The sequence below is a fragment of the Cryobacterium tagatosivorans genome (genome assembly GCF_004402215.1).
In the GTDB taxonomy this organism is placed as follows: domain Bacteria; phylum Actinomycetota; class Actinomycetes; order Actinomycetales; family Microbacteriaceae; genus Cryobacterium; species Cryobacterium tagatosivorans.
The window spans coordinates 121085-139247 of record NZ_SOEZ01000038.1 but is presented as its reverse complement, the minus strand read 5'-3'; the positions used below and the strand labels follow the sequence as shown (position 1 = coordinate 139247).

Annotated in this window: 21 protein-coding genes; 16 read left to right on the top strand and 5 right to left on the bottom strand. The window is 68.9% G+C overall.

The genetic code is table 11. The annotated features are described in order from the left end of the window. The 16 genes from E3O23_RS07780 to csrA all read left to right on the top strand — a co-directional run. The coding region (locus E3O23_RS07780) for a flagellar hook-length control protein FliK (protein WP_134489774.1) at window positions 1-577 on the top strand (577 nt) is incomplete at its 5' end. Between the two features lie 15 nt (window positions 578-592). Next, window positions 593-1033 carry a flagellar hook assembly protein FlgD gene (locus E3O23_RS07775; protein ID WP_420897648.1) on the top strand — a complete coding sequence of 147 codons (441 nt, stop codon included), beginning with the start codon at window positions 593-595 and terminating at the stop codon, window positions 1031-1033. Between the two features lie 64 nt (window positions 1034-1097). Then, the gene (locus E3O23_RS07770) at window positions 1098-2270 is read left to right on the top strand and encodes a flagellar hook protein FlgE (protein WP_134489772.1); all 1173 of its coding nucleotides are present in this window, start codon (window positions 1098-1100) and stop codon (window positions 2268-2270) included. Window positions 2271-2379: 109 nt separating this feature from the next. Further along, window positions 2380-2613 (top strand): flagellar FlbD family protein, encoded by a 234-nt coding sequence (locus E3O23_RS07765; RefSeq protein WP_134489770.1) that lies wholly within the window; start codon window positions 2380-2382, stop codon window positions 2611-2613. Then, entirely contained in the window at window positions 2613-3377 is a 765-nt protein-coding gene (locus E3O23_RS07760; RefSeq protein ID WP_134489768.1) for a motility protein A, read from the top strand. The genes E3O23_RS07765 and E3O23_RS07760 overlap by 1 nt, the downstream gene beginning before the upstream one ends. Further along, complete coding sequence (locus tag E3O23_RS07755) at window positions 3374-4246, top strand: OmpA/MotB family protein (RefSeq protein ID WP_134489766.1); 873 nt, start codon at window positions 3374-3376, stop codon at window positions 4244-4246. Before E3O23_RS07760 ends, E3O23_RS07755 begins: the two co-directional genes overlap by 4 nt. Before the next feature lie 61 nt (window positions 4247-4307). Further along, window positions 4308-5225 (top strand): flagellar motor switch protein FliM, encoded by a 918-nt coding sequence (locus tag E3O23_RS07750; RefSeq protein WP_241983377.1) that lies wholly within the window; start codon window positions 4308-4310, stop codon window positions 5223-5225. After that, window positions 5222-5929: a flagellar motor switch protein FliN gene (fliN, locus tag E3O23_RS07745; protein WP_134489764.1), complete on the top strand. Its 708-nt coding sequence runs from the start codon at window positions 5222-5224 to the stop codon at window positions 5927-5929. Before E3O23_RS07750 ends, fliN begins: the two co-directional genes overlap by 4 nt. Beyond that, complete coding sequence (fliO, locus tag E3O23_RS07740) at window positions 5930-6406, top strand: flagellar biosynthetic protein FliO (protein WP_134489762.1); 477 nt, start codon at window positions 5930-5932, stop codon at window positions 6404-6406. It begins immediately after the preceding gene. A gap of 65 nt (window positions 6407-6471) precedes the next feature. After that, window positions 6472-7260: a flagellar type III secretion system pore protein FliP gene (gene fliP, locus E3O23_RS07735; RefSeq protein WP_134489800.1), complete on the top strand. Its 789-nt coding sequence runs from the start codon at window positions 6472-6474 to the stop codon at window positions 7258-7260. Further along, window positions 7260-7535 (top strand): flagellar biosynthesis protein FliQ, encoded by a 276-nt coding sequence (gene fliQ / locus E3O23_RS07730; RefSeq protein ID WP_134489760.1) that lies wholly within the window; start codon window positions 7260-7262, stop codon window positions 7533-7535. The genes fliP and fliQ overlap by 1 nt, the downstream gene beginning before the upstream one ends. Then, window positions 7536-8294, top strand: coding sequence for a flagellar biosynthetic protein FliR (locus tag E3O23_RS07725; protein ID WP_134489758.1), 759 nt, complete (start codon window positions 7536-7538; stop codon window positions 8292-8294). Continuing rightward, window positions 8294-9457: an EscU/YscU/HrcU family type III secretion system export apparatus switch protein gene (locus E3O23_RS07720; RefSeq protein WP_134489756.1), complete on the top strand. Its 1164-nt coding sequence runs from the start codon at window positions 8294-8296 to the stop codon at window positions 9455-9457. The genes E3O23_RS07725 and E3O23_RS07720 overlap by 1 nt, the downstream gene beginning before the upstream one ends. A gap of 1 nt (window position 9458) precedes the next feature. Beyond that, window positions 9459-11510, top strand: coding sequence for a flagellar biosynthesis protein FlhA (locus E3O23_RS07715; protein WP_134489754.1), 2052 nt, complete (start codon window positions 9459-9461; stop codon window positions 11508-11510). Then, on the top strand, window positions 11485-12375 hold the full coding sequence (locus tag E3O23_RS07710) for a hypothetical protein (RefSeq protein ID WP_134489752.1): 891 nt from the start codon (window positions 11485-11487) through the stop codon (window positions 12373-12375). The genes E3O23_RS07715 and E3O23_RS07710 overlap by 26 nt, the downstream gene beginning before the upstream one ends. Before the next feature lie 9 nt (window positions 12376-12384). Next, a complete protein-coding gene (csrA, locus tag E3O23_RS07705; RefSeq protein ID WP_134489750.1) occupies window positions 12385-12621 on the top strand; it encodes a carbon storage regulator CsrA in 237 nt (78 codons plus the stop codon). An 83-nt stretch (window positions 12622-12704) separates the two neighbouring features. Here the strand turns inward: csrA and E3O23_RS07700 are convergent, their stop codons facing one another. The 5 genes from E3O23_RS07700 to E3O23_RS07680 form a co-directional block, all read right to left on the bottom strand. Then, entirely contained in the window at window positions 12705-13769 is a 1065-nt protein-coding gene (locus E3O23_RS07700) for a glycoside hydrolase family 130 protein (protein ID WP_134489748.1), read from the bottom strand. Window positions 13770-13771: 2 nt separating this feature from the next. Then, the gene (locus tag E3O23_RS07695; RefSeq protein ID WP_134489746.1) at window positions 13772-14605 is read right to left on the bottom strand and encodes a carbohydrate ABC transporter permease; all 834 of its coding nucleotides are present in this window, start codon (window positions 14603-14605) and stop codon (window positions 13772-13774) included. Then, a complete protein-coding gene (locus E3O23_RS07690; protein WP_134489744.1) occupies window positions 14602-15561 on the bottom strand; it encodes a carbohydrate ABC transporter permease in 960 nt (319 codons plus the stop codon). Before E3O23_RS07690 ends, E3O23_RS07695 begins: the two co-directional genes overlap by 4 nt. 7 nt (window positions 15562-15568) lie before the next feature. Continuing rightward, the gene (locus E3O23_RS07685) at window positions 15569-16867 is read right to left on the bottom strand and encodes a sugar ABC transporter substrate-binding protein (protein WP_134489742.1); all 1299 of its coding nucleotides are present in this window, start codon (window positions 16865-16867) and stop codon (window positions 15569-15571) included. Between the two features lie 75 nt (window positions 16868-16942). Next, entirely contained in the window at window positions 16943-17983 is a 1041-nt protein-coding gene (locus E3O23_RS07680) for a LacI family DNA-binding transcriptional regulator (protein ID WP_134489740.1), read from the bottom strand. Window positions 17984-18163: the final 180 nt, after the last annotated feature.

Sequence of the window (18163 nt, the reverse complement as noted above, 5' to 3'; positions counted from 1 at the left end):
CAGCCTCGCCCCGGATGCCGCGTCCACCGCCCCGGCCGCCCAGCCGGCGCCGGCCGCGCCCGTCTTCCCCGGCCTGCCACCCACGTCCGCTGCCCCCGTCGCGGCCCAGGCCCAGGCGGCTCCGACCACGGCCCCGCCCGCGCCGCTGGCCACGCAGATCGCCGGCCCGCTGTTCACCCTGGCCGGGGCGCGATCCGGCGAGCATGTGCTGACGATCAACGTGGCACCCGACAACCTCGGCCCGGTGACCGTGCGAGCGCACATCACCGGGGACAACATCCGGGTCGAACTCTTCGCACCCACGGAGCTGGGCCGCGACGCCCTGCGGGCGATGCTCCCGGACCTTCGCCGGGATCTCGCGGGATCGGGGTTGAACGCCCAGCTGAACCTGTCCTCCGGCAACCAGCCGGGGGACCAGTCCGGCGACCCGAGCGCCGACCGGGGCGCCTTCGGGCGGGACCGGGCCGAGCACGACGCGCGCGAGGAAACCGGTCGCCGCCGTGCAGCCGCCGCCGCGGAACGAACTGCTCCATCGGCCCTCGCGGCCACATCATCGACCATCGACGTGATGGCTTAGAAAGAGAGACCGACCGTGCCCATTGACGCAGTAGCAGCTCCAGCCCCCGGGATGTACACCGGCGAGGTCACCCGGGCACCCAAGCAAGCCATGGACTCCGAGGTGTTCATGTCGCTGCTGGTCACCCAGTTGCGCAACCAGGACCCCAGCTCGCCCATGGACACCAACCAGATGATCGCGCAGACCACCCAGCTCGCCATGATGGAGAAGATCAGCGCCCTCGCGGACACGAACCAGGAGAGCTTCTCCCTGCAGATGCGCATGGCCGCCGCCGCGCTCGTGGGCAAGGACGTCACCTTCACCCGCGCGGACGGAACCACGGGTAGCGGAACGGCAACCGCGGTGTCCTACGCCGGCTCGGTTCCCCGGGTCACGGTCGGCAGCGAGACCATCGGCCTCGACTCCGTCGCCGGCGTCTCCGCCGGTGTCGCGCCTGCGCCCGCGCCCGTTCCCTGATTCTCCCGGTTTCTCTCCACCACTCACACACGCATCCCACCGTCCGACCGAAAGGCAGCATCCCATGCTTCGCTCCCTGTACTCCGGTATCTCCGGCCTCCGCTCCCACCAGACCATGCTCGACGTGACCGGCAACAACATCGCCAACGTCAACACCACCGCGTTCAAGGCATCCGCCACCCAGTTCCAGGACACGCTCTCGCAGATGTCGCAGGGCGCGGGTGGACCGCAGGCGCAGGTCGGCGGCACCAACCCGGCCCAGATCGGGCTCGGCGTCCAGGTCGCGGGTATCTCCACGAACTTCGCCCAGGGCTCGGCCCAGTCCACGGGCCGCTCCACCGACATCATGATCTCCGGTGACGGCTTCTTCGTCACCAAGCTCGGCGGCGAAACCCTCTACACCCGCGCCGGCGCCTTCGACTTCGACGCCCAGGGCCGGCTCGTCGCGCCGGACGGCGCGATCGTGCAGGGCTGGACCGCGGTCAACGGCAAGATCACCGAGGGCGGCGCGGTCGGCCCGATCACGCTTCCGCTGCAGTCCGTCATCGCCGCGGTCGCCACGACGGCCGCGTCCGTGGGCGGCAACCTCCCGTCCGACGCCGCCGTCGGCACCAGCATCGTCCGCGACGTCACCGTCTTCGACGCCGCCGGGGCTTCCCGGACGCTCTCCCTGTCGTTCACCCGCACCGCCGCGGGCTGGGGCGTCGCGGGCAGCGACGGTGTCGCCGCCGGCGCCACGACCCTCACGGACAACGGAGACGGCACCCTCACCCTGGGCGGTCCGCTCTCGGTCAACGGGATCGCCGTCGACCTGGCGAAGCTCACCGGATTCGCCGGGCTCACCACCGCCACGGCCACCCGCGACAACGGCAGCGACGCCGGCACGCTCAAGTCCTACACGCTGGGCAAGGACGGCACCCTCGTCGGGCTGTTCAGCAACGGCGGTCAGGAAGCGATCGGCCGGATCGCCCTGGCAACCTTCGTCAACCCCGGCGGCCTCGAAAAGGCCGGCGCCTCCGGCTACCGGTCGACGTTCAACTCCGGCGCCGCCGAGCTCGGCGCACCGGGCGAGGGCAGCCTCGGATCCCTCGCCGGTGGCGCCCTGGAAATGTCCAACGTCGACCTGTCGCAGGAGTTCACGAACCTCATCGTCGCCCAGCGCGGCTTCCAGGCCAACGCCCGCATCATCACGACCTCCGACGAGGTCCTGCAGGAACTGACCAACCTGAAGAGGTAGCAGAGGTAAGCCCCCGGAGGAGGGTCGCCCGGCAGCTTACGGAGGAGGCCGGGCGGCCGACAGTGGTGTGTGACGGCCGCTGGGGCCGTCCACAACCGGGGATGGGCTCATGATCGTTCTGACGCGGCTGAACGGAAGCCAGTTTGCGATCAATCCCGATTTGATCGAACGCATCCACTCGAACCCCGACACGACGCTCGTCATGGTCGACGGCGCGAAATTCATCGTCACCGAGCCGATGGACGTGGTCATCGAGAGCATCGCGGCCTACCGCGCCCATGTGATCTCGCTCGCCTACGCCCCGCCGGCGAACGACCTCCCGCTTGGCCCAAGGAAGATCTGATGGATCCGGCAACCCTGATCGGCATTGCCGTCGCGTTCGGCGCCCTCTTCGCCATGATCACCCTCGAGGGGTCGTCCATCACGGCCATCCTGCTGCCGGCGCCGATGATCCTCGTCTTCGGGGCGACCATCGCGGTCGGGCTCGCCGGCGGAACCATCAAGGACTTCCTCTCGGCCTTCAAATCCCTGCCCAGGGCCTTCAAGGGCAAGACGACGCCGCCGCAGCTGGTCATCGACCAGATCGTCGGACTCGCCGAGAAGGCGCGCGCCTCCGGCCTGCTCTCGCTCGAGCAGGAAGCCGACGCGATCGACGACCCGTTCCTGCGCGGCGCGCTGCAGAACATCGCCGACGGTACGGACGGCGATGAGCTCCGCGTGCTGCTGGAGGACGAAATCGCCACGACGGCCAAGGCCGACCGGAACGCGGCGAAGTTCTTCACGACCCTGGGCGGCTACGCCCCGACCGTCGGCATCGTCGGAACCGTGGTCTCGCTCACCCACGTCCTGGAGAACCTCGACACCCCGGACACCCTCGGCCCGATGATCGCCGCCGCCTTCGTCGCCACCCTCTGGGGTCTCCTGTCGGCGAACTTCCTTTGGCTCCCGCTCGGCTCGAGGCTCAAGCGCCTCTCCGACCTCGAGGTCGACCGGATGACGCTCGTGCTCGAGGGCGCCCTCGCGGTGCAGGCCGGCAGCCAGCCCCGGCTCCTGGGCGAGCGACTGCGGGCCATGGTCCCCGCGCAGGCGCTGTCCAAAGCCGCATGAGCGCGCGCCCGGGCCGCCGCCATTTCGGCGAGGACCACGAGGAACACGTCGACGAGCGCTGGATGGCGTCCTACATGGACATGGTCACCGTGCTGATGTGCATGTTCATCGTGCTCTACGCCATGTCGACCGTCGACGAGAACAAATTCGAGCAGCTCCGCAACTCGCTCGCCACCGGTTTCGGGGCGACGGATGTCCAGGCGATCGACACTGCGAAGGGCGTCGTCGTTCCCCTGGACCTCGCCGACCAGGAGGCCGAAGGGTTCACCGATCTCGAACTGGCCCAGCTCGAGGTCGACAAGCTCACCGCCCTCAAGGAGGCCATGCGCGCCGCCCTGGCGAAGCAGCGGCTGGAGTACCTCGTCGACTTCAAGTTCGACGAACGCGGCCTCTCCGTGGGACTGGTCGGGACCGAAACGTTCTTCCAGGGCAACCGGGTCGACCTGAGCGCGAGGGCGATCCAGGTCCTCGACGCCATCGCGCCGCCGCTGGCGACCTCGAAGCGCGAAATCTCGGTCGAGGGGCACGCCGACCGCCACGGCTCGACCGGGATCTACCCCACGGACTGGGAGCTCTCCTCGGGCCGGGCGACCCAGGTGCTCCGGCGCATGGTCGAACATGGGGGAGTGCCGCAGGAGCACATCGCCGCGGTCGGCTTCGGTTCGGCCAGGCCGGTCACCGCCCGCGCCGACCCGATCTCAATGGCCAGGAATCGCCGGGTCGACGTCGTCGTGCTCTCGAACCAGCCCGACAGCATCCGCAAACTCATCCCCGGCGTCGTGAACGGAACCGCGACCGAACCGCCCACCAAGGCGAAGAAGGCGGTCAAGGCCGACAAACCGGCACCCGCGAAGAGTTCGCACGGGTGATCTTCGTGACAAGGGCGGCCATCGCCTAACATTCCGCCGCGGCCGGCCGATAGTGGCAACCGTGACGGTCCAGGAACAGTACGGCATCAGTGCGCCCGCAAGGGCTGCGGCGGCGACGAAGACGATCGAGGTCTATGACTTCCGACGCCCGACGACGCTCGCCCGGGAGCATTCCCGCGTGCTCGAACTCGCCTTCGAAACCTTCGCCCGCCAGTGGGGCACCCAGCTGACCGCGAAGGTGCGGATGGTCTGCCAGGTCACCTGCGACCAGGTGCTCATGCAGACCTACGACGACTACGCGTCGAGCCTGCCGGCGTCGACGGCCATGGTGCTGTGCAACCTCGAGGGATCGAGCGCCAAGGCGGTCATCCAGTTCCCCGCGTCCACCGCCCTCACCTGGGTCAGCCACATGCTCGGCGGCAGCGGCAACCGGATCGCCCCCGAACGCAAGTTCACCCAGATCGAGGAGGCCCTCGTGCGGGGCCTGATGAGCGATGCGCTCGAAGACCTCCGTTATTCCCTCGGCGCCCTGCTCGTGGTGCCGATCAGCGTCGATGCCATCCAGTACAACTCGCAGTTCGCCCAGGCCGCCGCCACGGCCGACCTGATGATCGTCGCCTCGTTCGCGCTGGAGGTGGGGGAGGGCAGCAGCATCGCCACCGTCGCGCTGCCGGCCCGAATCCTCCTGGAACAACTCGGCGAGGTGCATCCCACGGGATCGCGTGCCAAGTCGAAGGAGCTGCTCCAGGCGCAGCTCAGCCGGGTGCCGGTCGAGGTGTCGTTGCGGCTCACCCCGGTGCGTGTGCTGCCCAGCAAGATCCTCGACCTCGCCGTCGGCGACATCCTGCCGATCCCGCATCCGAAGCACCGGCCGCTCGACCTGGCCGTTGACGGCCTGTCCCTGGCCCGGGCGGCGGTCGGCTCCAACGGCTCGCGCCTCGCCTGCATCATCATCGAATCGAAGGAGAGGCCCCGATGAGCACCACCCGCGCTCTACCGTCCGCCGCAGTCGAGGCACTCGTGCGGGTCCTGCCCACCGGGCTGCCCCTGGACTCCGCGGCCTGCTCCGGCGCCGCCGCTCCGGCCGGCCGGGTCGCCGAAGCCGTCGTCGCCTCGTTCGTGGGAGCCACCTCGGCCGACCTCGCGCTGGTGCTGAGCCAGCCGAACACGCTCGCCGCCGCCGCCGGCACCGAGTCGCCGCTCCTGTCCGGTCACGACGTGCTCCGCCCCGCCCTCGAAAGCGCCGCCGCGGTGCTCGGAGCCGGCGTGCTCGCCGACAGCCGGGTCGAAGACGCGTCGACGATCTTCGCCGACCCCTCCACGACCGTGTTCGAGCTGACCGGGGACGGCGCGGTCACGGGCTGGTTCGCCATCCGGCTCAGGGAGAACGGCGTCGTCGGCGGCGACGGCAGGCGCGCCACGGATTCGGTGACCGGCAAGCTCGGACGGATCAACAACGTCGAGATGTCGCTGACCGTGGAGATCGGCCGCGCCCGGATGTCGGTGCGCGACGTGCTCTCCCTCGAGCCCGGCGCCGTGATCGAACTGGACCGCTCCGCCGGCGCCCCGGCCGACGTGCTGCTCAACGGCCGCCTGATCGCCCACGGCGAGATCGTCGTCGTCGACCAGGACTACGCCGTCCGCATCACCAAGATCCTCGACGTCGCCGAAGTGCTCGCTTAGGTGGACACCCTCCTCGTCGGACTCCGCGTCGTGCTGTCCCTGGCCGTTGTGCTCGGGCTGCTCTGGGTGATGCAGCGACGCCTGTCGCGAGGAGGCCGCGCCCGCGGGGCCTCGAACCTCGTCTCCGTGGTCGGCCGGCAGAGCCTCGGTTCCAAGGCATCCGTCGTGGTGGTCGAGATCGACGGCCAGCGGCTCATCCTCGGCGTGACGGAGGCCCAGGTGACCGTGCTGCAGGGCGGCGGGGGAGCCGGGGCCCGCGCGGAGACCTTCGCGGAATCGATGACGGTGGCCGAGGGCAGCGACCCGGCAGGTACCGAACTCGCCGGCGCCGACCTGGCCGGCACCGACACGGAGCCGGAGCCGCCGCTCGAGTTCCGCCCCCGCCGCAAGGCAGGTCAGGCCGGCCGCCTCGGCGGGTCGATCCTGTCGCCGGCGACGTGGCAGCAGACGGCCGCCGCGCTCCGGCAAGAACGGTGAGGGCCGGGGCCACCCGCACGTGGACGGGCAGCCGATCCGTCCGGCTGGGCATCCTGATCACCCTGATGCTGCTGATCGTGGCGGCCATCATCCTCGCGACAGCCTCGGCCGGCCATGCCGTCCCGGGCGACCCCGTTCCGCCCACCGACCCGACCGACCCGATTTCCCCGATCGCCCCGGGCGGCGGCGGGCTGAACATCGACCTCAACGGGCCGGACGGCGCGCCGTCCTCGGCCGTCGTCACCCTGATCGGCATCACGCTGCTGTCGGTCGCGCCGGCCCTGCTGCTGATGATGACCTCGTTCACGAAGATCTTCGTGGTCCTGGCGATGACGCGCAATGCGCTCGCGCTGCCGTCCATCCCGCCGAACCAGGTGCTCGCGGGCCTGGCCCTGTTCCTGTCGCTGTTCATCATGGCACCCGTGCTCACCGACATCAACAACCTCGCGGTGACGCCCTACCTCGACGGCTCGATGAGCTTCACGGATGCCCTCGCCGCGGCCTCCGAACCCCTCCGGCAGTTCATGCTCGCCAATACCCGCGAGGAAGACCTGGCGCTGATGACCCGCGCCGCGGACCTGGCGAACCCGCAGAGCCCCGATGACGTCGCCCTGCCGACCCTGATCCCCGCCTTCATGATCTCCGAGCTCCGGGCCGCGTTCATCATCGGTTTCGTGATCTTCATCCCGTTCCTGGTCATCGACATCGTCGTCTCCTCCGCCCTCATGTCGATGGGCATGATGATGCTCCCGCCGGTGATGATCTCCCTGCCGTTCAAGATCCTGCTCTTCGTGCTCGTCGACGGGTGGGGACTCATCATCACCTCCCTCATTTCCAGTTATCGGATGGGCTGATGGACACCAACGCCGTACTGGACATCGGCCTGCAGGGCCTGATCCTGGCAGCCAAACTCTCCGCCCCTGTGCTCGTCACCGCTCTCGTCGTCGGCTTCGCCATCTCGCTGCTGCAGTCGATCACGCAGATCCAGGAGGTGACGCTGTCCTTCGTGCCGAAGGCGATCGCCGTCTCCCTCGCCCTGCTCGTCTCCGGCCACTGGATGATCGCCGAGTCCGTCTCCTTCACCCAGCAGATGTTCGAGAAGATCCCGTCGCTCCTCGGCGGTGGCTAGGTGGCGTTCGCCCTCGACTTCGCCTGGCTGGAAGCGGTCATGCTCGCCGGTGTGCGCATGGTCGCCTTCATCGTCATCGCGCCGCCGTTTTCCTACAACGCGATCCCGCTGCGGATCAAGGGCATGCTCGCCGTCGCCCTCGCCCTGGCGGTGTCGCCGCGGGTGACCGCCGGCTACGTCTCCCTCGACACCGCCGCCTTCTTCGGCGCGGTCGTGCTCGAGGTGCTCGTCGGCGCGGTGCTCGGCTTCCTCGTCTACGTGATCTTCTCCGCTTTGCAGTCGGCCGGTGGCCTCATCGACATGTTCGGCGGATTCCAGCTCGCCCAGGCCTTCGATCCGCAGTCGATGATCAACGGCGCCCAGTTCACCAGGCTCTTCCAGATGACCGCGCTGGCCCTGATGTTCTCCTCCGACGCCTACCAGCTGATCATCGGCGGCCTGGTGCGCACGTTCAGCGCTCTGCCGCTCGGCGGGGGCATCGACCTCGCCCACCCCGTCGAGGCCGCCGTCGGCGCGGTCACCCAGATGTTCCTGGCCTCGGTGCAAATCGCCGGTCCCCTGCTCGTGGTGCTCTTCCTCGCCGACGCCGGGCTCGGCCTGCTCACCCGGGTGGCCCCCGCGCTCAACGCCTTCGCGCTCGGCTTCCCGCTCAAAATCCTGCTGACCCTCATGCTCGGCGGCCTGGTCTTCGTGGCCCTCCCGCGGATCGTGGCGTCCCTGACCGGGCTGGCCGTCGCAGCCCTGACCGGGGTGCGCTGATGTCCGACGCCGGGGAACGCACCGAAGAAGCCACCCAGAAGCGGATGAAGGAGGTCCGCTCCAAGGGACAACTCTCGAAGTCGCAGGATGTGACGGCCTGGCTCGGCGTGGGCGCGGCGGGGGCGATGATCCCGGCGACGATCGCGGCCTCCGGCCAGGCCGCCACCGACCAGTTGTTCACCGTCAAGAGCCTCGTGATGAACCCGGACCCGGCGGCGGCCGTGCAGGCGATGGTGAGTGCCTTCGACTCCCTGGCCGGCACGCTGACCCCGATGCTCGTCATTGTCGTCGTCGTCGTGCTGATCGGCGCCGTCGGCCAGGGCGGCGTCCACGTCAAGAAGCTCGCCGGCAAATTCGAACAGTTCAACCTGATCAACGGAATCAAGCAGACCTTCGGCAGCCAGGCGCTGTGGCAGGGCGTGAAGGCCCTCGCCAAGACCGCCGTCGTGGGGTTCGTGCTCTTCATCGTCATCCAGGGCCTGATGCCGATCCTGATGACCGCCGGCGGTCTGCCCGTTTCGGCGCTGCTCACCGCGGCGGGAGCCGGCACCGGCTCGCTGCTGCAATCCGCCGTCATCTCGGGTCTCGTCCTCGCGGCCGCCGACATGTTCGTCGTGATGCGCCGCAACCGGAAGAAGACCCGGATGACGAAGAAGGAAGTCAAGGACGAGAACAAGAACTCCGACGGCGACCCGCTGATCAAGTCGCAGCGCCGGGCCCGCCAGTTCCAGATGAGCCGCAACCGGATGATCGCCTCCGTCTCCGACGCCGACGTCGTGCTGGTGAACCCCACGCACGTTGCCGTCGCCCTCCGCTACGAGCCGGGCAAGTCCGCGCCGCGCGTGGTCGCCAAGGGAGTGGGGCACATCGCCACGCGCATCCGGGAGCAGGCCGTGGCCGACAAGGTCCCCATCGTGCAGGACATCCCGCTGGCGCGCGCGCTGCACGGTGCCTGCGACATCGGGCAGGAGATCCCGTTCGAGCTCTACAACGCCGTCGCACGGGTGCTCGCCTTCGTGATGGCGCTCGGCTCCCGGGCACGCTCGTCCGGCGTGCACACCATGCGGCAGCCGGCGATGAACGAACCTCCCGGAACCCCACCAGCCACCATCAAACCGACCGTCGCACCCACCGTCGAACCAGCCCGTACCGGAGGCCGTTGACATGAACCGCAATCTCGCAAAGCTCGCCGTGCCGGTGGGAGTGGTGGGGATCATCCTGCTGCTCGTCGTGCCGGTGCCGGCACCTGTCCTCGACCTGCTCATCATCGTCAACATCATGCTGGCCCTGGTGACCCTGCTCACGACGATGTTCGTCAAGAAGCCGCTGGACTTCTCGGTCTTCCCCTCGCTGCTGCTCGTCGCGACCCTGTTCCGGCTCGGCCTGAACGTCGCATCCACACGCCTGGTCCTCGGCGACGGCTACGCCGGAGCGGTGATCGAGGCCTTCGGGCATGTGGCCGTCGGCGGGTCGATGATCATCGGCGCCGTGATCTTCCTGATCCTCGTCGTGATCCAGTTCGTCGTGGTCACCAAGGGCGCCGAACGCGTCGCGGAGGTCGGGGCCAGGTTCACCCTCGATGCCATGCCGGGCAAGCAGATGGCCATCGACGCCGACCTGAACGCCGGGCTGATCAGCGACACCGAGGCCCGGGAGCGCCGCGCCGAGGTGTCCGCCGAGGCGGACTTCTACGGCGCCATGGACGGTGCGTCGAAGTTCGTCAAGGGCGACGCGATCGCCGGGATCGTCATCATCATCATCAACATCGTCGGCGGCATCGCGATCGGGATGCTCCAGCGCGGGCTGTCGATCACGGAGGCGCTCGACACCTACGCCCTGCTGACCATCGGCGACGGCCTCGTGACGCAGATCCCGGCGCTGCTCATGGCCGTGTCGACGGGCATGATCGTGACCCGGTCCAACGCCGAAAGCGACATCGGCCAGGCCGCGGGCGCCCAGCTGACGCAGTCCCGCAACGCGCTGATGATCGCCGGCGGGGCCGCGATCCTGATGGCTTTCATCCCGGGCATGCCGATCATCCCCTTCGTCGTCGTCGGGGCCGTGCTCGTCATCGTCTCGCAACGGATCAAGGTCCGTGAGGAAGCCGAGAAACTCACGAAGGATGCCGCGGTGCTGGCCGACCAGGTCGCCCCGCGCTCGGACAGCCCGGAAGACCTGATCGAACAAATGCGGGTCCACCCGCTGGAGATCCTGCTCGCCGCCGACCTCGTCGACATCGTCAGCGGAGCCTCGGACGACCTGCTGGCCCGGGTGCGGGGCTTGCGCCGCAAGATCGCCCTCGACCTCGGGGTCGTCGTGCCGCCGGTCCGCACGAGGGACAGCGTCGAACTGCCCTCGTCGACCTACGTGATCCGGATCTCCGGCGTGGAGGCGGGCCGGGGGATTGCGCCCGCCGGCAAGGTGCTCGCCCTCGGCGACGCGCTCGACGCGCTCCCGGGAATCGTGACCGTCGAGCCGGTGTTCGGGCTCGCCGGCAAGTGGGTGCCGAGCGAGATGAGGCACAGCGCGGAGATGACCGGCGCCACCGTCATCGACCGCGTGTCGGTGCTGATCACCCACCTCTCCTCGATCATCACGAGCAACGCTTCAAGGCTCCTCACCCGGGAAGACGTGCGCGTGCTCACCGAGGGGGTCAAGCAGGTCAACCCGGCGGCCGTGGACGACCTCATCCCCGGCCTGCTCTCCCTGGCCGAGGTGCAGCGGGTGCTGCAGGGGCTGCTCGAGGAGCAGATCCCGATCAACGACCTCCCGCGCATCTACGAGGCACTCTCCCTCCGGGCCAAGGTGTCCGTCGAACCGGAGGGACTCATCGAAACGGCTCGCCAGGCCCTCGGGCCCGCGCTCAGCGCCCAGTACCTCGACGGCTCCCTGCTGCGGGTGATCATGATCGAACCGGCGCTGGAGCAGTCGATGATGGAGGGCATGCGCCCGACGGACCAGGGGACCCAGATCATGCTCGACCCCGCCCGGATCGAGGCCGTCCTCGCGTCGGTGCGGGCGTCGGTCGCGGCCGTCGAGTCCAGCGGCCTGGCGGCCGTGCTCGTCTGCGCGCCGGCCCTGCGGCCCGCCGTCCGCCGCCTCGTGTCCACCCAGACCCTGGGCCTCCCGGTGCTGTCGTACCCGGAGGCCACCTCGGCAAACGTCACGATCGAAACCGTGGGGGTGGTCCGTGGAACCGAATCGATTTCAGCTTGAGGGTGCGACGCTGCGCGAACTGAAGGCCCGGATCCTCGCCGAACACGGTCCGGAGGCGACCATCGTCGCGGCCGAGCGGGTCACGGTGGGCGGCATCCGCGGGTTCTTCGCCCGCCAGCACTACGAGGTCACCGTCGAGATGCCGGCGCGCCGTCGCCTGCACGCCCAGGACAGCGTGGCCCTGCCCACCCGCCTCGGTATCGCGGCCCTGCTGGACGATGCGGACGAGGCCGAGGCTCGCGCGCACGATCCGGCCGCCGCGGATCGACTCTCCACCGGGTCGGACCGGTTCGCCGCGCTGATGGACGAGCTGACCTTTGCCACCGGCGGGGCCCCGCCGGCCGCGGCGAAGCCTCCGAGGTTCCCGGCCGCCCCGGCGGCCCTGGCCGGAGCCGGCGACCTGGTGCTCGTGGTCGGCCCGGACGACGACGCCCTCGAGGCCGCCCGGAGCCTGGTCCTGGCCGCCGGGTCGGGCGAAGTCCGCGTCGGCGGAGCCCTGCCGGGGGAGGGCGGCGAGCGTGTCGACGACCGGCGTGGGGCGCTGGCGGCCCGGGCCGGCGGGGTCGCGCAGGGGCACGCCATCGTCGTCGCCTTCGGCCTCGGTCGCGGTGTGGAACCCGGCGGCGACCTCGCACGGACAATCGCGAGCCTGGGGGCCATGGAGCCCGACCAGACCTGGCTGGTCGTCGACGCGAGCCGCAAGGCCGATGACACCGCCCGGTGGGTACAGGCCGTGGCTGCCGCTGTCCCGATCGACGCGGTGGTGGCCGTGGGCCGCGAGCTCACCGCGTCTCCGGGGACCGTGGACGACCTGGGTTTTCCGGTCAGATGGCTGGGGCGGTCAGCGCCCGGCCGGTCGCGCTAGGCTGGGCGAGTGCTGGTTCTTACACGCAAGTCGGGGGAGAAAATCCTCATTGGTGACGACATCGTCATCACGGTCCTCGACGCACGCGGCGACAGCATCCGGATCGGAATCGACGCCCCCCGCGGCGTGAAGATCCAGCGCGACGAGGTCGTTCGGGCGGTCACCGAGGCCAACCTCGCCGCCAGCCACGCCGACGCACAAGCCGAGGAGCGCCTCAAGGCCGTCTTCGGCACGTCGCAGCCGTAGGCCCCCACTCCCGCGAAACCGCAGTTGTGCGCGCTAAAACGACGTTTTAGCGCGCACAACTGCGGTTTCGCGGGAGGGTGGAGCTACGCGCGGTCGAGCCGGGCGACGCCGATCTTCGAATCGGCCATGCCGTAGAAGACGTAGTGCCGGCCGTCGATCTCCTCGATCGCCGTCGGGAAGACGACGTTGGGCACGATGCCGCTGATCTCGTCGGGCGTCTCCGCCTTCAGCAGCGGCTCTGAGGTGCGTCGGATGACCTTCGTCGGGTCGTCCCCGTCGAGGATCATCGCGCCAGCCGAGTAGTTGACCTTCTGCTGCTGCGAGAACGCGCCGTCGATGGTGCCGGTGACGCCGTGGTGCATGAGGAGCCAGCCCTCCGGTACGCGGAGCGGAGCGGGTCCGCCGCCGATCTTCAGCTCCTCGAACGCGAACTCGGGCCCGGCCAGGAAGCGGTGGCCCTTCCAGTAGGTCAGCAGGGTGAGGTCGGCCAGCACGTCGGCGACCGGCAGGTAGCTGATCCAGATGCTCTGGCGGGTGTCGGTGACGCCGGCCGGGACGCGGACGCCCTCGCCGGGCTTGACCTCGCCGAGGTCCCACATCGGGCGGTGCAGCACCGCGAAGCTCTCCACGCCGTCCGGCGCGGTGACCGGCTCGGGGAAGAAGACGGTGTCCTTGTTGTGGAACAGGTTCAGGTCCATGTCGAGGGCATCGTCGTAGGCGAACAGCGCCGGGCCGAGCCGGCGCCACTCGCGCAGGTCGGTCGAGACGGCGACGGCGGTGCGCGGGCCCAGCGGGCCGTAAGCGACGTAGGTCATCACGTGCATGCCCAGACGGTCGATGTACGTGACCCGGGGGTCTTCGACGCCGGCGTTGTTCGCGCCGCGCTCCCAGCCCCGATCGGGTTCGAGCACGACGCCCTCACGCTCGACGCCGGTGGGGACCCCGTCGGTGATGATCACCTTCGCCAGCCCGACGCGGGAGACGTTGCCGGTGGCGACCAGGCGAGGCAGGAGGTACAGGGTGCCGTCAATCGTGCGTCCGGTCGCCGGATTCAGCACGCCTTCCGCTTCGAGGGCGTTGCCCTCTTCCGGCGTCATGATGACGCCCATCCGCGTCAGGGTGTACGGGAAATCTGTGGTCGTTGGCATTGTTAACCTTTCACGCCGGAGCCGATATTGGTGGACACGAAGTGTCGCTGGAACAAAATGAAGATCAGCACGGCCGGTGCCGCGAGGACGCAGGCGCCGGCGAGGATCGCGCCGAAGGGATTCGCCGCAGTGGCGGCGACGTTGCTGAGGTAGTTGGCCAGGGACACCGCCAGGGGTTGCAGCGATGCCTCCTTCGTCACCAGGAACGGCCAGAGGAACTCGTTCCACGGGCCGATGAAGGTGAGCAGGACCACGGTCAGCAGGGCCGGCCGCACGAGCGGGATGGCGATGCTCCAGAGCAGCTTGAGTTCCCCGGCGCCGTCGATGCGGGCCGCATCGAAGAGCTCCTTGGGCACCTGCAGGAAGTACTGCCTGAAGATGATCACGGCCGTCGAGTTGATCGCAAACGGCAGGATCATCCCCGCGTAGCTGTCCGCCAGGCCGTAGTCGCGTGCGATGAGCACGTACAGCGGGATCATCAGGAGCTGGAACGGTACCACCTGCACGAGCAGGGCGAGCGAGAAGGTGACCCCTCGGCCGCGCCACTGGAGCTGGGCGAGGGCGTAGCCCACAAGCACCCCGAACAAAACCGTGCAGATGATCACGCCGCCGGCGAAGATCCCGGAGTTGACCAGGCCCTGCAGCAGGCCGATACGGCTGTTGATGGCCGCGTAGTTGTCGAGCGTGAGGTTCGCCGGGTTGGGGAAGGCGCCCGCCAGGCTCGGGTCGGGGGACTCCTGCAGGGAGCCGATGACCATGTAGTAGAAGGGGAACAGGAAGATGAACGCGCCCAGCGCGAGGACGATGCCGCGCAGGATGTGGTGGCCACGACTCATGACTCGTCACCCCCCGCGACCTTGCGCTGGATCCAGGCGAGGATGAGGACGGCGATCACGAGTATCACTCCAATTGCGGCCGCCACGTCCGGCGAGCCCTGTTCGATGCCGCGCTGGTACATCAGCAGCACGGGCGAGGCGGAGGCGCCGTTGGGGCCGCCGCCGCCGGTGAGCAGGTACGGCTCGGTGAAGAGGTTGGCGCCGGTGACCGTCGCGAGCAGCAGCACCAGCACGGTCGCGGGCCGCACGCCGGGGATGGTCACGGAGAAGAAGCTCCGCACCTTGCCGGCTCCGTCGGTGGCCGCGGCCTCGTAGAGCTCCTCTGAGACGTTCTGCAGTGCGGCGAGGTAGAGCAGGATGAAGAATCCGAGCTGCTTCCAGGTCACGAAGAAGGCGATCGTGGGCATCGCCCACGCCGAGTTGATCAGCCAGGTCGGATCCGGGGCGAGCGGGCCGAGCAGCTGGTTGACGAGCCCGTTCCCGCTGAACAGGAACAGCCACACGCCCACGACCGCGACGCTCGCGGTCACATAGGGCACGAAGTAGGACACGCGGAGGAAGGTGCGGAACCGCACCACCTTGTTCAGCCCCGTGGCGAGCACGAGGGAGAGCACCACCGTCAACGGGACGTTGATCAGGAGGAAGATGCCCACGTTGCCGAAGGAGCGGATGACGGCGGGATCGGCCAGCACCTCCTGGAAGTTCTCCAGGCCGACGAACGGCCGCTCGACCTGTGCGCCCGGAGCGGCGAAGAAGTAATCGTGGAAGGACATCCAGACCGCGAACACGAGCGGGTAGGCGAAAACGGCCAGGACGAAGATCAGGTACGGGGCGCTGAGCAGGAGCCCGATGGGGTTCCTCCCGAGCGCGAGGCGCCGCCTCCGGCGCGCACGGCCCCCGCCGTCCGGGAGCGAAGCGCTCCCGGACGACGGCTGGCGTTCTGCCACGGTTGACATGGCTGGGTTACTCCTTCGCAACCAGTGCGTCGATCTTCTTGGCGGCGTCGGAGAGAGCCGTCGGGATGTCGCCCTCGCCGAAGATGACCGCCTTCGAGTACGCGTTTCGGAAGGCCTGCCAACCGGCGACCGCGTTGCTGACGCTCGGAACCTCGACCGTGCGTGAAGCCTGGTCGCCGAACTGCTCATAGGTCGGGTTGGCCTTGAAGTAGTCCGCGTAGGTGCCCGTCAGGTCCGTGCGCAGCGGCATCTGGCCGGTCAGCTCCAGCAGCTGCCCGTCCTGCTCCTCGCTGGTGGCGAACTTCAGGACGTCCCAGGCCGTGGCCTTGTTCTTGCAGGCGGTGAAGAGCCCGACGTTCTTGGCGTCGCTGAAGGTGTAGGTCTCGTCGGCCGGCGTGCCGGCGCTGGTCGGCACCGGAACGGCTCCCCAGTTCACGGCATCCTTGTAGACCGAGACGGCCCACGGGCCAACGATCGACATGGCTGCCTGCCCGTCGGCGAACGAGTCGCCCTGGTAGGTCTCCTTACCGGCAAGTCCCTCGTCGTACAGGGTCTTCCAGAACTCGGCGACCGCTTCGCCGTCCTTGTTCGCGAAGGTCGACTTGCCGTCTTCGATCAGCTGGGTGCCGCCGGTCTCGGCCGCGTACAGGGGATAGAAGTCGAACCAGCTCTGGAAGAACTCGCTCGTGGGCGACGGGTGGATGGCGTTCTCGGCGGCGCCGCTCTTGACGAGCGTGCGCGCGGTGGCGAGGAACTCGTCGTAGGTGGCGAGCTTCGGGTTCTCCGGGTCCAGGCCGGCCTTCGTGAAGAGATCCTTGTTGTAGAAGATCATCACCGGGTTGGACTTCCAGGGCATCTGGAAGTACTTTCCGTCGGCGTTCTGGTACTGCGCGGCGGTGTCGCCGCTGCGCTTCTCAATGTAGGAAACGCCGTCCTTGAAGGTGCCCAGGTCGACGAGGCCGCCCTGTTTCTCGAACTGCGGAACCGCGACGGGCGCGGTGTTGAAGACGAGGCACGGGGCGTTGCCGGCGGTGATGGCGGCGCCGATCACTTCCTCGCTGCTCTTACCGGCCGGGATCTCCTGGGCCTTGACCTTTTCATCCGGGTGGTCGGCGTTCCACGCCTCGACCATCTGCTTGCCCCAGGCGATCTCGGACTCGTTGTTCGAGTACCAGATCGTGATGTCTCCGCGGGCGTCGGCACCAGGAGTCTCCGTGCCGCCGCCGGCGCAGGCGCCCAGCGCCAGGACCATCGTGGCGGACACCGCCGTCGCGGCGAGGAGCCGCCTTTTCCTTGTTGAACGCATCGTTCTCTCCATTTCGTGATTGCAGCTGCTCTGCTGCGGGTTCTTCTCTTAGTTCTTTTTGGGTGGGGGAATGGGTCAAGTGGCCGATTTCCGCGTGTGGGCCGGGGCCGCAGCGGACCCGCGGATGATCAACCGCGCGGCAGGCAGGTCGACATCCGCGGCCGTGCCGGTCTCGATCAGGGCGAGCAGGGTGGTGGCGGCCGCGCGGCCCCACACCACCGGCGTCGCGCTGACCGTCGTGAGCGGCGGGTAGACGTACCGCGAGAAGTCGATGTCATCGAATCCGGTGATCGACAGCTCGTCGGGTACGCGGATGCCCAGCTCGTGGGCGACACCGAGCCCGGCGATGGCCATGGGGTCGTTGGCGTAGACGATGGCGGTCGGTGCGTCCTCCTGGCCGAGCAGCCGTCGGGTGGCGTCGGACCCGGCTGCCACGGAGAAGTCCGTTTCGATGGTCTGGCCGGCGGGGAGCCCGGCGGCGCGGAGGGCCGCGTCGAAGGCCTCGCGTCGGCGGCTGCCGTGCAGCATGGTGGAGCTCCCGGCGATGTGGGCGATCCGCCGGTGTCCGAGCTGCGCGAGGTAGGCCACCGATTCGGCGATACCCGGGGTGTCGTCGATCGACACGGCGGGGAACGGGCTCGGACCGTCCGGACGGCCGAGGGTGACGGCCGGCACGCCCAACTCGGTGAGCAGGGGAATGCGCGGATCGTCGTGGCGCAGGTCGGTCAGGAAGACCCCGTCCACGCGGCCGTCGTCGACGAGCTGCCGGTAGCTTCGGAATTCGGCTTCCTCGCTCGGCACGACGCTGAGCACGAGGGCCTGGCCGCGATTGGAGAGGATGCTCTCGACGCCGGCGATGAACGAGGGGAAGAAGGGGTCCGATCCGAGGACCTCCGGGTTCCTGGCGACGACGAGGCCGAGCGCGAAGGATCGGCGGGTCGAGAGGGAGCGGGCCCGGAGGGACGGCTTCCAGCCGAGATCGCCCGCGACCGCGAGGATCCGGGAGCGGGTTTCGGGGGAGACGCCCGGACGATCGTTGAGGGCGAAGGACACCAGTCCCTTGCTCACGCCGGCCCGCTTCGCGACATCGGCGATGGTCACCTTCTGCGCATTCACACGGCCTCCTCGTCGATTGCCAGCCAGGCGGTTCAGGCTGAGTCGTCTGAACCGGTTTAGCTAACCTATACCGGTTTAGTCCCGGCCGTCAACCAACGATGTCGATCTGCCGTGGCAGAGCGGGCGGTCGTGGGTGGCGCCCAACTTGATGGCGCGGTGGCTCGGGCATATGGTGACTGC

Bases quoted from the DNA above. Each gene is read 5' to 3' on its own strand.
- E3O23_RS07770 (WP_134489772.1), top strand. From the start codon at position 1,098: ATGCTTCGCTCCCTGTACTCCGGTATCTCCGGCCTCCGCTCCCACCAG.
- E3O23_RS07765 (WP_134489770.1), top strand. From the start codon at position 2,380: ATGATCGTTCTGACGCGGCTGAACGGAAGCCAGTTTGCGATCAATCCC.
- E3O23_RS07760 (WP_134489768.1), top strand. From the start codon at position 2,613: ATGGATCCGGCAACCCTGATCGGCATTGCCGTCGCGTTCGGCGCCCTC.
- E3O23_RS07755 (WP_134489766.1), top strand. From the start codon at position 3,374: ATGAGCGCGCGCCCGGGCCGCCGCCATTTCGGCGAGGACCACGAGGAA.
- fliN (WP_134489764.1), top strand. From the start codon at position 5,222: ATGAGCACCACCCGCGCTCTACCGTCCGCCGCAGTCGAGGCACTCGTG.
- fliP (WP_134489800.1), top strand. From the start codon at position 6,472: ATGCTGCTGATCGTGGCGGCCATCATCCTCGCGACAGCCTCGGCCGGC.
- fliQ (WP_134489760.1), top strand. From the start codon at position 7,260: ATGGACACCAACGCCGTACTGGACATCGGCCTGCAGGGCCTGATCCTG.
- E3O23_RS07720 (WP_134489756.1), top strand. From the start codon at position 8,294: ATGTCCGACGCCGGGGAACGCACCGAAGAAGCCACCCAGAAGCGGATG.
- E3O23_RS07715 (WP_134489754.1), top strand. From the start codon at position 9,459: ATGAACCGCAATCTCGCAAAGCTCGCCGTGCCGGTGGGAGTGGTGGGG.
- E3O23_RS07700 (WP_134489748.1), bottom strand. From the start codon at position 13,769: ATGCCAACGACCACAGATTTCCCGTACACCCTGACGCGGATGGGCGTC.
- E3O23_RS07695 (WP_134489746.1), bottom strand. From the start codon at position 14,605: ATGAGTCGTGGCCACCACATCCTGCGCGGCATCGTCCTCGCGCTGGGC.
- E3O23_RS07690 (WP_134489744.1), bottom strand. From the start codon at position 15,561: ATGTCAACCGTGGCAGAACGCCAGCCGTCGTCCGGGAGCGCTTCGCTC.
- E3O23_RS07685 (WP_134489742.1), bottom strand. From the start codon at position 16,867: ATGCGTTCAACAAGGAAAAGGCGGCTCCTCGCCGCGACGGCGGTGTCC.